Origin of the sequence: Anaerococcoides asporogena (assembly GCF_029590275.1) — a bacterium.
GTDB lineage: Bacteria > Bacillota > Clostridia > Clostridiales > Clostridiaceae > JG1575.
The window spans coordinates 14,009-27,586 of sequence record NZ_CP120965.1 but is presented as its reverse complement, the minus strand read 5'-3'; the positions used below and the strand labels follow the sequence as shown (position 1 = coordinate 27,586).

The following is a 13,578-nucleotide window of genomic DNA, read 5'->3' as shown; positions in this document are numbered from 1 at the left end:
CCAGCCTGTTGATAACCCCCTGTTTTATCCTTCGGTTATCCGAAGCGTCATCCACGGGCCAAAGCCTTGCGCCAGGCCGATAATAACCACATATCAACAAATTCACAGCCCCTACTACAAACTACTGTTTTAGAACAATAAATAATCAATAAAAAAGGGTCAACCCGACACCTGTTGATAACCAAGCGATGGAGGAAAAACAATGATTCTCAAGGTGAATAAAAAAGATCTGGTCGATGCCGTCAATGTTGTCCAAAAGCTGTTGCAGCCAAATCTCCCATTCCGATCCTGGAAGGCATCCTGGTGGAAGCCAAGGGAGGCACATTGACTCTGCGGGGAACCGATGTCGATGTCTCCATGGAGACATCCTTTCCCACGGAAATTCATGAGGAAGGCCGCATCGTCGTGGACTCACGCATGTTCGGAGACATCATCCGCAAGCTACCCAACAACATCATCACCCTGGAAACAGCTGACAACAACACGGTCACCATTTCAGCCGAAAAATCAGTCCTGAATCTGCTCTACATGGATCCCACTGATTTCCCGGTTTTCCCGGAGGTCGAGGAAACCACTTCACTGTCCCTGACTCAGAGCGGACTCAAGAACATGGTTCGTAAAGTCCTGTCCTCCGTAGCCACAGAAGACACCCGGCCGATTCTTATGGGCATGCTGTTTGAAGCAGCCGATGGCAAACTGAACATGGTTGGGCTGGATGGTTATCGCATGGCTATGGTCACGGAAGAACTCGAGACTCCGGTGGAGATCAAGCGGGTTATATCCGGCAAGACCTTACGGGACCTGTTATCCGTGATTCAGGATTCCGACGAGGAAGTCCGGCTTTCCTTCACGGACAATCACGTCCTGTTTGAGCTGGGTAAAACCCGGATTATATCCCGTCTGCTCCAGGGCGACTACCTGAAGTACCAGAACATGATCCCCGATTACTCCAAACTCAGCGTCGTCATAGACAAGAATGAGTTCCGCGATGCGACGGAGCGGGCTTCGGTTATGGCCAATGAAGGCACCTCAAACCTGATTAAATTCCTGTTTGAAGACAATACCCTGGTCATCACCTCCAACTCAAAACTGGGAAAACTCCGGGAAGAAGTCTACGGCGAAATGACCGGGGAATCACTGGAAATTGCCTTTAACGCCAAATACATTATCGACATCCTGAAAACCATGGATGAGGACAAGATCGTGATGGAGATGACCTCCAACATCTCGCCCTGCATTGTTCGGCCGGAAGACAACGACAAGAGCCTGTATCTTGTGCTCCCGGTTCGGATCGCCCGGTAATGGCCATGATCGAAATCAAAATCGATACGGAGTTTATCCGGCTGGATTCTCTGCTGAAACTGGCGGGTCTGGCATCCATGGGCGGTGAAGCCAAGCATTTTATCCAGGATGGGCTGGTCCGGCTCAACGGTACGGTCTGTACTGAGCGCTCCAAAAAGATTCGTCCTGGTGATGTCGTGGAATTCAGCGGACAGAAAGTCACGGTGAAATAGCCCCGGGGTTTTTAGCCCAAAAAAGGCTCAATCACTTTTTATGTGGGATTATGATTTTCCTGTTTACACGGAGAGGTCGACGTGGTAGCCTGACTGGCCGACTAGCCCAGCATTTATGCAGCATAGCGGCAAGGCTGGCGGAACCACGCCGACAGAGGCTCCATGTCAACTTGGGAAAATCCCACAGTTTTTGTGATTGACCCCCAAAAAACACAATTTATTTTTTAGCGCCTTATTTCCTGGACAAAACGCTGACATTCCCTGGTATTCCCAGACATTTCTCTGTGGGTGAGCAGGGGACTGTCTCGCTTTGACATCAGAAAAAAACTGAATTTGACTTAGCCCAGGTTCACAGCTTTTCCAGAGGCCAGGGAATTCGAATGACCATCGAATGATCTGCTCGGCTTGATGTGAACTCCTAATCAGGCAGGTCAGATCACCGTAAGATAACTAGCCTGGTTTATCGAGGATTGCAGGTCAGTGATCTGACCCGGCCTCGGCCGCCGACCTTCTCTTGATCTGCCCCTGATTTCGAAGATCGGCTTTTGGAGATTCTTGCGGGAAATCCGTACGACCCCGCAGACCGATCGACCTCGCGGATCACAACCGAATGATTCCTGGGCTACATCATTGGGTGAGGCTTTCGCCATCCATCCCGGTCACCCTGACAAGGTTCACGGCCGGGTCCGACGACGCTCCTGGCTGATGAAGGTGACACTGGTTTACTGAATCCACCCAGGATAATGTTTTTCTGGCTGTGGCCAGACTCCGTCTGTGCGACCGCAGGATCCGCAAAGGATTCGATGCATCGGTGTCATGGGCTGGCAGCTCCCGAACTGCTCCAGCCCTGACAGGACAATCCGGGGAATCATTCGAACCTCGCCGAGCTTCTCGCCTCTCAGCCAAGCGAGGCAAGAAGCCGAGCACTCCTGTCGGTGCCATGTGTCCGGATAAAGAACAGCTCACGGAAGACTCTTCTTCCGTGAGCTGTCTATAGCCCTATTTAATTTCTATCTCGCGGACATTGGTTTCCGGTTCCTTTTCTTTCTTGGGGAGGGTGATCCGAAGGATGCCGTTGTCCAGGGCTGCAGTAATTTCATCGGCTTTGACATTTTCCAGGATGATCTGACGCTTGCTGGAAGAGGAGTAGCGCTCTCTCATCATGTACCGCTTTTCCTCGTTTTCCTCTTTTTTCTCTTCCGTCTTTTCGGTCTGAATGGTCAGGACATTGTCTTTGTAGTGGATTTTGATATTTTCCTTGGCAATGCCAGGCATGTCAGCTTCCAGAAGGAAATGGTCGCCTTCGTCCTTCAGGTCGATGGCCAGTGAGTTTTTATGATCGGTCAGACTGTCAAAGAATTTTCGGAAGAAGCGGTCTTCCGGCATCAGCGACGGACCGGTCAGCATAGGGAATAAATCAGCCATTTTCTTAACCTCCGTTCCATAAAATTCAAAGCAGGTTCGGCCTGTTCCTAACTTCAATATAGGACGGACTGCCCATGAATGAAATGAGAATCAGGGGATTTTGAAGGCATCTGAACCAGCTGACAGCAGATCTGGGTATAATAGCTGACAAAAGCTTATATTCTCTAAGCAAGGCTTTGATTCTCTAAGTACTTTGACTGGAGACCTGATACAGGGTTGGAAAAAGCAGAAGTCCGGCGACTCTCCAAAAAATGGCAATAAAAATTCGCTTTTGATAGAAAACAACTGGAATTTGCAGCTGTATACTAAGTGGAATGATAAATTTTAAGTCTTTTACAGGATGATTTATCAATGATTTTCAGAGGTCTGAATATGGGCTGACTGCAAGGCTTGCGGGGGTTGATGAAACTGTCCCAAGGAAGACCAAACCACCTCAAACCCTTGCCATATCTGAACTTTCTGCCATTTTATGGTATAATTTTAAGGTAGAGGTTCGTATGTATATTGAAAATTTGGAATTAAAAAACTTTCGAAATTATGAAAAGCTGAATATTGAGCCGGTCCAAGGAGTAAACATCCTTACCGGAGACAATGCCCAGGGAAAGACCAATATACTTGAGGCAGTATTTTTGTGCCTACGGACGGAGCCACCGGACCACCCGGGATAAGGAAATGCAGCGGTTTGACGCGCCGTTTACCCAGGTTTCGGTAAAAGTTAAGCGGGAACCGGTGGACAAGCAAATTGTCCTCCGCTTCAACAGCGAGGGCCGCAAGTTCATTGAGGTCAACGGCCGCAAGATCACGCGGATTCCCGATCTCCTGGGAAACCTGTACGTCATTATGTTCTCGCCGGAGGATCTGAAGATCGTCAAGGAGACTCCCGGAACCAGGCGCCGCTTTCTCGACATGGAGATCAGCGCCCTGGATAAATTCTATTATCACGACCTGGTGAGCTACAACAAAGTGATCCAGGAGCGAAATAATCTGCTTAAGATGCGATCGGTCGACCGGACGGTGCTGGATGTCTATGACACCAACGCCGCCCAGTACGGAGCGCGCATTATCCAGCGCCGGCTGGAATATATCGAACAACTCAATACCAAGGCCCGCCCGATCCATCACGAGATTACCGGGGGCAAAGAGGAAATTGAGATTGTATACCGGACCAGCCTGGATCCGGCGAAGCCTCTGGAAGCTTCGCTGAAACAGCTGCTGACAGAGCACCGGCGCCAGGATATGGAGCGCGCCGCAACCTCCGTTGGGCCGCATCGCGACGATTTCGCCATACTCATTAACGGCGCCGACGCCAGAACCTTCGGTTCCCAGGGGCAGCAGCGCACCGTCATTCTGACTCTGAAATTTGCCTCGCTCTGGATCATCCGCGAGCTGACCGGTGAATTTCCGGTCCTGCTGCTGGATGACGTGCTCAGCGAACTGGATCTGTCCCGGCAGAATTTCATTCTGTCATCCATCGAGGGCATACAGACCATCATTACGATGACAGGTTATGAAAACATAGAAAAACGTCTGATCGAAGGGGCCAGGGTGTTCCAGATCAAGGAAGGCACAGCAGCCATGGAGGTAATCGGATGATCCTGCATTTGGGAGAAAATATATCGGTCCAGCTTCGGGAGATCATCGGGATCTTTAATCTGGAAAACAACGGCAATTCCTCAGACAATCTGTCTTTTTAAAGACAGCCGGTGATGAGGGCTTTATCCACCAGATTTCGGATGATCCGCCCAAGTCCTTTGTGGTGGCCGAGAAGGATCATAAATCCATCGTATACCTGTCACCCATTTCGACACAGACTTTAATCCGGCGGGCTCAGTCCGCCTTCGATCAGGAGGAGACCAATCATGGAAGATAAAACGTTAATGGAACGGGCCGGTCAGTATGACGACAGCCAGATCCAGGTCCTGGAGGGACTGGAGGCCGTCCGTAAGCGCCCCGGTATGTATATTGGTTCCACCTCGCTGGTGGGGCTGCACCATCTGGTTACGGAAATCGTAGATAATTCCATCGATGAAGCCCTGGCTGGATTTGCTACGCACATTGAAGTCTATATCCACCCCGACAATTCGGTTACAGTCCAGGATGATGGCCGCGGCATGCCCGTGGGCATGAATCAGAAACTGGGAAAATCCACCGTTGAAGTCATCCATACCGTGCTCCATGCCGGCGGCAAGTTCGGCGGCGGGGGATACAAGGTATCCGGCGGCCTTCACGGCGTCGGCGCTTCGGTCGTCAATGCCCTGTCTCAGTACATGCGGGTGGAAGTATCCCGCGACGGCCATGTCCACATGCAGGAATTCCGGCGAGGATTCCCGGTGGAACCTCTCCAGGTGATTGGAACCACGACGGGTCATGGCACGAAAACCACCTTCAAGGCGGATGACCAGATTTTGAGGAACGGGTCTACGATTATGATATTCTGGTTGCCCGGCTGCGCGAACTGGCCTTCCTGAACAAGGGTCTGCGCATTACAGTCACGGACGAACGGGAAGACAGCCCGGTCAGCGAGTCCTTCCACTACGAAGGCGGAATCCGGGAATACGTGGAATACATGAACCGGAACAAGGTTCCGCTGCATCAGGAAATTATCTATGTGGATGAGAAATTTGACACCATGGAAGTGGAACTGGCCCTCCAGTACACGGACAGCTATGTGGAAAACATCTCATCCTATGCCAATAACATCGTCACCAAAGAGGGCGGCATGCACCTGGAAGGCTTCCGGCGCGCCCTGACCAAGGTTATCAATGACTACGGCAAGCGCTTCGGCTATGTCAAGGATGGCGAGAAACTGACCGGCGAGGACGTCCGGGAAGGACTCACCGCCATCATTTCCGTCAAGCTGGAAGAGCCTCAGTTCGAGGGACAGACCAAGCAGAAGCTGGGTAACTCCGAAGCCAGAACCGCGGTGGACCAGATTACCACAGCCCAGCTGGCAGAGTACCTGGAGGAAAATCCCCAAATCGGCCGGCTGATTCTGGACAAGAGCTTAATGGCGGCCCGCGCCCGCGAAGCGGCGCGCAAAGCCCGGGAGATTTCCCGAAAAAGCGTTCTGGAATCCACCACGCTGCCGGGAAAACTGGCAGACTGCCGCTCCAAGGATCCCAAGGAATGTGAGATCTACATCGTCGAAGGAGATTCCGCCGGCGGTACTGCCAAGACCGGACGGGATTCCCGCTTCCAGGCCATCCTGCCGCTGCGGGGCAAGATTCTCAATGTCGAGAAGCAGCGCCTGGACCGCATCCTCAGCTCGGGAACCATCCAGAACATGGTTGCTGCCTTTGGCGCCGGCATCGGCAATGATTTTGACCGCAGCAAGCTCCGCTATGACCGGATTATCATCATGACTGATGCCGATGTCGACGGGGCCCATATCCGGACACTGCTCCTGACCTTCTTCTACCGCTATATGCGTCCTCTGGTTGACGAAGGACACGTCTTCATGGCCATGCCGCCGCTGTATAAGGTATCCAAGGGCAAGACGTATCGCTATGCCTATGACGATGCTGAAAAGGATCAGATCCTGGAAGAAATGGGTGGCAAGGAAACCCAGTTTGAAATCCAGCGTTACAAAGGTCTTGGAGAAATGTCCGAGCACCAGCTCTGGGAGACGACCATGGATCCCGAGCGCAGAACACTGAAGCGCGCCAATGTCGACGATGCCAAGGTGGCCGATGAGATCCTGACCATCCTGATGGGTGAGAAGGTCGAACCGCGCAAGGAATTTATCGAAAAAACGCGAACAAAGCCGACATCGACTTATAGGAGGTAGGGAATGAGCGAATTTGAAAATAACCAGGGTCATATCGAGGATATTGAGCTATCCCAGGAAATGAAAAAAAGCTTCATCGACTACTCCATGAGTGTCATCGTCGACCGGGCACTGCCCGATGTCCGCGACGGACTGAAGCCCGTCCATAAACGCATCCTGTTCGGAATGCACGAAGCCGGCATGTATCCGGACAAGTCCTACAAGAAATGCGCCCGTATCGTCGGTGACGTCATGGGTAAATACCATCCCCACGGCGACTCCTCCATCTACGACGCACTGGTACGTATGGCCCAGCCGTTCTCGTTCCGCTATCCTCTGGTCGACGGCCAGGGCAACTTCGGTTCCATTGACGGCGACGGCGCGGCGGCTCAGCGTTATACCGAGTGCCGCATGGACAAGCTGGCGGTGGAAATGGTCCGCGACATTGAAAAGCAGACGGTTGATTTTCGGCCCAATTACGACGGCAATGAGAAAGAGCCCGTCGTGCTTCCGTCCCGCTACCCCAACCTTCTGGTCAACGGCGCCGTCGGCATTGCCGTCGGCATGGCGACAAATATTCCGTCGCACAACCTGGGTGAGACCATCGACGGCGTCATCGCCATGATCGATCAGCCCGACATCAGCGTGCTGGAACTGCTGCATTACATCAAGGGACCGGATTTCCCACCGGTGGTATCATTCACGGTACTACCGGCATCCGGGAAGCCTATGAAACCGGCCGCGGCAAACTGGTGGTCCGGGCAAGAGCTGAGATTGTCGAGGAAAAGAACGGCAGAAGCCGAATTGAAGTAACGGAACTGCCCTATCAGGTCAACAAGGCCAAACTGGTGCAGAGCATTGCCGAGATGGTAAAGGAAAAACGGATCGTCGACATTTCGAACATCGAAGATCTGTCCGACGGGAATGGTCTCCTGATTTCTGTTGAAATCAAGCGGGATGCCAATCCCCATATTGTCCTGAATCAGCTGTACAAGCATACCAAGCTGCAGGATACCTTCGGCGTCAACATGCTGGCTCTGGTTGACATGCGGCCCAAGCTGCTGAACCTGAAGCAGATGCTCTATCATTATCTTGAATTCCAGAAAGAGGTCGTCACCCGCCGCACTCCAGTATGATCTGGCCAAAGCCAGGGAACGGGCTCATATCCTGGAAGGCTTGCTGATCGCCCTGAATCATATCGATGAAGTGATCCGGATCATCCGGGCTTCCACCAGCACCGAAGCTGCCAAGTCAGAGCTGATCGAACGGTTTGAACTCAGTGATATTCAGGCCGTGGCGATCCTGGACACAGGCTGCGCCGGCTTTCTCAGCTGGAAGGCGGCAAAATCCAGCAGGAATTTGACGAACTGCAACGGGAAATGACCCGCCTCATGGGAATCCTGGAAGACAAGGCGATCCTGCTGAATGTCATCCGCACCGAACTGCTCGAGATCAAGGAAAAATACGGCGATCCCCGCCGGACCTCCATCGAAATGCAGGAAAATGAGATTGACTATGAAGACCTCATCAACGAGGAAGACGTCGTCATTACCCTGACCGCTTCGGGCTACATCAAGCGGATCACCACGGACGCCTACTCGGCGCAGCGCCGCGGCGGCAAGGGCATTCAGGCCATGAACATGAAAGAGGATGACCTTATCACCAATGTGTTCATCACCTCGACCCACCGCCATCTGCTCTTCTTCACCAACCGGGGCAAGGTCTACCGGCTGAAGGCCTATGAGATTCCGGATGCCGGACGCAGTGCCAAGGGCATGAACATCATCAATCTGCTGCCCCTGGAAGCGGACGAACGCATTCAGTGCGTGCTCTCCATCGGTTCCATCAAGGACGGCAGCTTCCTGGTCATGGGAACGAAGCTGGGCATCATCAAGAAAACGCCGCTGAAGGATTTCGCCAACCTCAGAAAGAACGGCCTGATTGCCATTCGCCTGCGGGATGAGGATGAACTGCTCCACGTCAAGGCAACCAAGGGATCAGCCGAGCTGATTTTCGTCACGAAAAACGGCATGGCCATCCGCTTCAATGAAAAGAATGTCCGGCCCATGGGACGGAATTCCTCCGGTGTTCGCGCCATTCGCCTGCGCAAGGGCGATGAAGCCGTAACGATGGATATTGCGGTGGAAGGTGAAAAGCTGCTGCTGGTATCCGAAAAAGGTCTGGGAAAACGTACGCCCATCAGCTTGTTCCGCCAGCAGACCCGCGGCGGACTCGGCACCAAAGCCTACAAAGTCACCAGCCGCTCTGGAAAGGTCGCCGCGGCCCGCATCATCAACGATGAGGATGAAGTAATGCTGGTCAACTCCGATGGCGTGGCCATCCGGATCAAAGCCAGCGACATCGCGGTCACCTCCCGCGATGCCACCGGCGTCATCCTGATGAAGAACATCAATGAAACTACCGTCGTCTCCATGGCTAAAATCAAGAAGGCCCAGGAGAGCGAGGAAGAAGTGGATGTCGAGGAAATTGACTCCGAAGAACTGCTGGATCGCGATGAGCGGCACTTTGACAACGAGGAACTGACGGATATGGATGAATTTGAAGACCAGGATCCGCAGGACGATTTCCTCTCCCTCGAAGAAGATGAGCTGGAAGAGGATGCCGACAGCCTGATTGACGACCTGTTCGACGAAGAAGATTCCGACGAAGAATCCGACGAAGAAGACTCAGAACCAGAGAATCCGGAAGAATAATCTATCAGGAATCCTTTCCATAACAAGGCACAACGTGCTTCAACCATAAGAAAAATCAAAACCCTGGCTTCGCAAGATTTGCGAAGCCAGGGTTTTGCAGTCTGATCAACATGATCATTTTTCAGCAATGACCGATCATAGAAACTGTTCATGGCTAAAGCAACCAGAACAAAAAATCTAAAACCGATTAATCTTTTCAGCAGCCACTTTATAGTTAATTAATATAATTGTCACAGTCTGAAAAAAACACCCAAAAATAGCATATTCATGGAAAACTGATACTATGGAGATATGTGCAACATCAATAATGTCATTCAACATGGGATCCGGGAGTGGGAACTTGAGATGCGATATTACCATAATGATATGCTGCAGCCAATTCAGTTGATGGCAAGGCATACAGCTCAGGAAGTGGATTAATGAAGCAGCTGATATTTTAGTATGTGAGGCGGTAATTAGATGGATCGAACAAAAAGACGATTGAAAATAGGTAAAATTACCCTTCTTGTTTTGCTGGCTCTTTTAATAGCTGGCGATGTGTGGAATCATATGAAACCAGCGGCTACATTACTGGATCTGACAGGAATGAATGCTTCCGAGATTGTTAAAATAGAGCTATATAATGGCCATAAATTGGTTAATGCAATTGAGGATGAAGCTTCTAAAAGTGAAGTCATAAATTATCTTCAGCAATCAAAGTTCAAGTATTCATCCGCTCGACCAAAAGGTTACTTTGGTTTCCCATATGAAATGATATTTTATTCAAGTAAATCGAAAAGTGGATTCTGTTTATGCCGGAACCAATCGTCCTATAGTAGCCAGCCTTGCCTGTCCGTAAATAGACGGATATAATGTCCATAATAATATTGTGGAGGACAAAGAGATCCTCCCTGACTCTATGGTTAGCGCCGAGTCATCAGGGAGGATCCTTACTAAGTTATTAGCATGATCAGTATATCAAAATACGTTTTAGAATGGAATCCCGATCAGGTGTTTTGTTCGGAGTATGGAGAAAAGCATATGTCCCATCTGTCATCAGTCGCTTAAGGTCATTGGCTCCCGCAGGAGATCAGTGATCGACGAGAATGGGGATGTCATGATCCTGGTGCTTCGTCGCCTGCGCTGTACCAACCCCGGTTGCGGGAAGATTCATCACGAACTTCCGGATCTCTTAACTCCCTATAAGCGGCAGACCACAACGATCCTGGAGCAGATCATCACCGGTCAACATGAAGCGGTGCCCGTTGAGAATTCGACCATTCGGCGGGTCCGAGCCTGGTTCAACTCCAGAGCCCACGCTTTAGTCGGTGCTCTGCTCAGTACATATGCTACAGTCACTCAGGACTATGGGGTCGACTTTTCCGATCTGCCTCAGTCCATACTCGAGAGGATTTTCTTCTTTGTAGGCGAGCCTGCGGGCTGGCTGAAAAAGGTTGTCCGGATTTTAGTCAACAATCACCGATGGCCACATACCCAGTTGGCATAGGTGTCCACCGAGGAGTCTCTAAAATCATGTCATCACTGAAATTGAATGGAGGCATGACATGAAGGACAAGGAAAAAGCACAGGAAATAGCGACGCAACGGGCGATTCTACTGGCGCCCCTTCTTTCCCATGACTTGGACAAGGGGCAGATCCGGTGCTTAAGGAGCAGATCTGCCGCGAGGCTGGGATTTCCGAGCGGACCTTACGGCGATATCTGGAATAGTTATCTGCAGAAGGGGTTTTCCGGACTGATGCCGCAGGCGAGGGTATCGCAGGATTCAAGAGCCATCCCGGCGCTGGTGTTGGACGAAGCCGTGCGGCTGCGCAAAGAGATCCCGTCCAGAAGTGTGGCTGAGATCATTCGAATCATGGAATGGGAAGGCCTCACCGAAGCTGGCGCGATCAAGCGAAGCAGCCTGCAGGAGAAATTGCAGGAGAAGGGCTACAGCGGGAAGCATATGGCCATCTATGCCGCTGGCGGGGTAGCTACCCGCCGATTTCAAAAACGCACCCGCAACAAACTGTGGCATTCGGATATCAAGTATGGCTGTTACCTGCCGATCGGTCCTGGAAACAAGCCGCAGCAGGTCTATCTGGTGGCGTTTTTGGACGACGCTACCCGGATGATCCTCCATGCCCAGTTCTACTCGAACCTGAGCAGAGCATCGTTGAGGATTGCTTCCGCAAAGCCATCCTCAAGTGGGGAATTCCAGAGCAGGCATACTTCGATAACGGCCGCCAGTTTAAAAATAAGTGGATGTCCAGAGCCTGCGCAAAGTTTGGCATCCGGCTGATCTTCGCAAAGCCCTACTCTCCGGAAGGCACCGGAAAAAATAGAAAAATTCAATCAGAATATCGATCGGTTTCTCGATGAGTATAAATTCGATAACTCGGAACGATCCCTCGAGGTTATGAATGAGCGGTTCTGGATCTGGTTGGAAGAATGCTACCAGAACAAACCGCATACCGCACTCAATGGAACGACCCCGCATCAGGCGTATAATCTGGATCCCAGGCCCTTGAAATATCTGCCGGCGGAGAAGGTCGCCAACGCCTTTTTGCACGCCGAGACCAGAAAAGTCGACAAGAGTGGCTGCATCAACTTTGGCGGCGCGAAGTATGAAGTTGGGCTACCCTATGTGGCTCGCAGCGTGGAAGTGGTCTATGACCCCAGTAACACCGAGGAACTGAGCATTGAGTATCAGGATGACAAACCCTTTGTGGTGAGAAAGCTGGTCATTGGGGAGCGGGTGGCGCCCAAGCCTCAGCTGCCGGAGTTCCTGACTCCAGTCAAGCCAACCTCTTCCCGGTTACTCGATGGTGCCCAAAAGCAGAATCAGAAGCGAAAAGACAAACAGCAGTCTACGGCCATCTCTTTCAAAGACATAAGAAAAGGGGGTGGCAGTGATGTTTGAAGCGTTTTATGGCTTCAAGAAAACTCCATTCTGTCGGGATCTGCCGACGACGGAACTATTCCCCTCCAATACGCTGGAGGAGTCCCTGAGCAGATTATCCTATGTCGCCGAACGGCAACTCTTCTGTGTACTCACCGGAGAGTGCGGCACTGGTAAGACGACCACCATTCGCCGATTCCGCGATCAACTGGATGACACCAGATACACCCTGATCTATCTGGCAGACTCGAAAATGACGCCGAGAAATTTCTACAAAGGGATGCTGGATCAGCTGGGGGCCGAATCAAGATTCTATCGAGGGGATGCCAAACGCCAGCTGCATAAAGAGATCGAGCTGATGAAAGGGCTCCACAATAAGCGTCCGGTGGTCGTTGTCGATGAGGCGCATCTGTTGGATCGAGAAATGCTTGAAGAGGTACGTTTTCTCCTCAACTTCCGGATGGATGCCGTCAGTCCCATGGCACTGGTACTGGTGGGCCAGGTCGAGCTATGGGAGAAGCTCCAGATGCAGTCCTATACGGCGATCCGGCAACGGATCGACATCCAGTGCAAAATGCAATTGATGGACCACTCACAGGTGAAGGGATACATGAAACGCCACCTGGAATATGCCGGGATCGACCATGAGCTCTTCTCAGATGAGGCTACTGGAGGCGATCTATCGATATTCCGGTGGATCCGCCAGGCTAGTCAACCAAGTGTGTACCAGCACCCTGATTTTTGGTTACCAAAGTGGAAAGCGAATCATTGACGACCACATGGTCAAACTGGTCATCAATGGTGAACTGAGCTAAACAAAATGGCAAGTTGAAATTTCTCTCAACTTGCCATTCTTTCCAGCAATTCCCGGACAAGAAATACCATCAACTTCTGGACAAGGAACAATAGCAGTAACAGGATTCTTCTTGGAGCAGATCGATTCGATTGTAACGGAAGACAGTATTTACCTAAAATCTTCTGGAGTATACGATCTTAATACATTGATTTCCTTTTTAAGTAAGTAAATTGCTCCAGCATAAATAGTACAGCCCTGACTTGGCGGTATTGTTCAAGTTGTTTTGGACACACTATTTTCAAAGTAGATCTCTATTTCATGAGTCTGGGAATAAAAATGGCAAAGCCCTTTGAATTCACTTATTTTGAGTGAATCAAGGATTATTTTGTCCTGCTATTTCAAGTTTTTCTATCAAAAAAACTCTTGTTATACTATGGAATTTGGACAAGGCTATATTTTATCCAAGGTTATTGTTCCAGGATCC

Annotated in this window: 7 protein-coding genes and 4 pseudogenes; 10 read left to right on the top strand and 1 reads right to left on the bottom strand. The window is 51.0% G+C overall.

The window, feature by feature from the left end; all coding sequences use genetic code 11:
* Positions 1 to 267: 267 nt before the first annotated feature.
* Both dnaN and P6M73_RS00140 read left to right on the top strand, forming a co-directional pair.
* A pseudogene (gene dnaN, locus P6M73_RS00145) lies at positions 268 to 1,302 on the top strand (DNA polymerase III subunit beta); the annotation flags it as partial.
* Positions 1,302 to 1,514, top strand: coding sequence for an RNA-binding S4 domain-containing protein (locus tag P6M73_RS00140; protein ID WP_489666458.1), 213 nt, complete (start codon positions 1,302 to 1,304; stop codon positions 1,512 to 1,514). The pseudogene dnaN and the gene P6M73_RS00140, both read left to right, overlap by 1 nt.
* Before the next feature lie 999 nt (positions 1,515 to 2,513).
* Here P6M73_RS00140 and P6M73_RS00135 read toward each other — a convergent pair.
* Positions 2,514 to 2,939, bottom strand: a complete 426-nt coding sequence (locus tag P6M73_RS00135) for an Hsp20/alpha crystallin family protein (protein WP_277854139.1) — start codon at positions 2,937 to 2,939, stop codon at positions 2,514 to 2,516.
* A 497-nt stretch (positions 2,940 to 3,436) separates the two neighbouring features.
* Here P6M73_RS00135 and recF point away from each other — a divergent pair.
* From recF to P6M73_RS00090, 8 genes and pseudogenes are all read left to right on the top strand, one after another.
* A pseudogene (gene recF / locus P6M73_RS00130) lies at positions 3,437 to 4,532 on the top strand (DNA replication/repair protein RecF).
* A 284-nt stretch (positions 4,533 to 4,816) separates the two neighbouring features.
* Positions 4,817 to 6,726: pseudogene (gyrB, locus tag P6M73_RS00120) on the top strand (DNA topoisomerase (ATP-hydrolyzing) subunit B).
* Positions 6,727 to 6,729: 3 nt separating this feature from the next.
* Positions 6,730 to 9,230 (top strand): annotated as a pseudogene (gyrA, locus tag P6M73_RS00115) (DNA gyrase subunit A); the annotation flags it as partial.
* 648 nt (positions 9,231 to 9,878) lie between these two features.
* Positions 9,879 to 10,271 (top strand): hypothetical protein, encoded by a 393-nt coding sequence (locus tag P6M73_RS00110; RefSeq protein ID WP_277854170.1) that lies wholly within the window; start codon positions 9,879 to 9,881, stop codon positions 10,269 to 10,271.
* A 154-nt stretch (positions 10,272 to 10,425) separates the two neighbouring features.
* Positions 10,426 to 10,905: a DUF6431 domain-containing protein gene (locus tag P6M73_RS00105; RefSeq protein ID WP_277854134.1), complete on the top strand. Its 480-nt coding sequence runs from the start codon at positions 10,426 to 10,428 to the stop codon at positions 10,903 to 10,905.
* A gap of 58 nt (positions 10,906 to 10,963) precedes the next feature.
* Positions 10,964 to 11,698 carry a hypothetical protein gene (locus P6M73_RS00100; RefSeq protein WP_277854169.1) on the top strand — a complete coding sequence of 245 codons (735 nt, stop codon included), beginning with the start codon at positions 10,964 to 10,966 and terminating at the stop codon, positions 11,696 to 11,698.
* Between the two features lie 117 nt (positions 11,699 to 11,815).
* Entirely contained in the window at positions 11,816 to 12,319 is a 504-nt protein-coding gene (locus P6M73_RS00095) for a Mu transposase C-terminal domain-containing protein (RefSeq protein ID WP_277854168.1), read from the top strand.
* Positions 12,312 to 13,070 (top strand): ExeA family protein, encoded by a 759-nt coding sequence (locus P6M73_RS00090; protein ID WP_277854167.1) that lies wholly within the window; start codon positions 12,312 to 12,314, stop codon positions 13,068 to 13,070. Before P6M73_RS00095 ends, P6M73_RS00090 begins: the two co-directional genes overlap by 8 nt.
* Positions 13,071 to 13,578 lie beyond the last annotated feature (508 nt).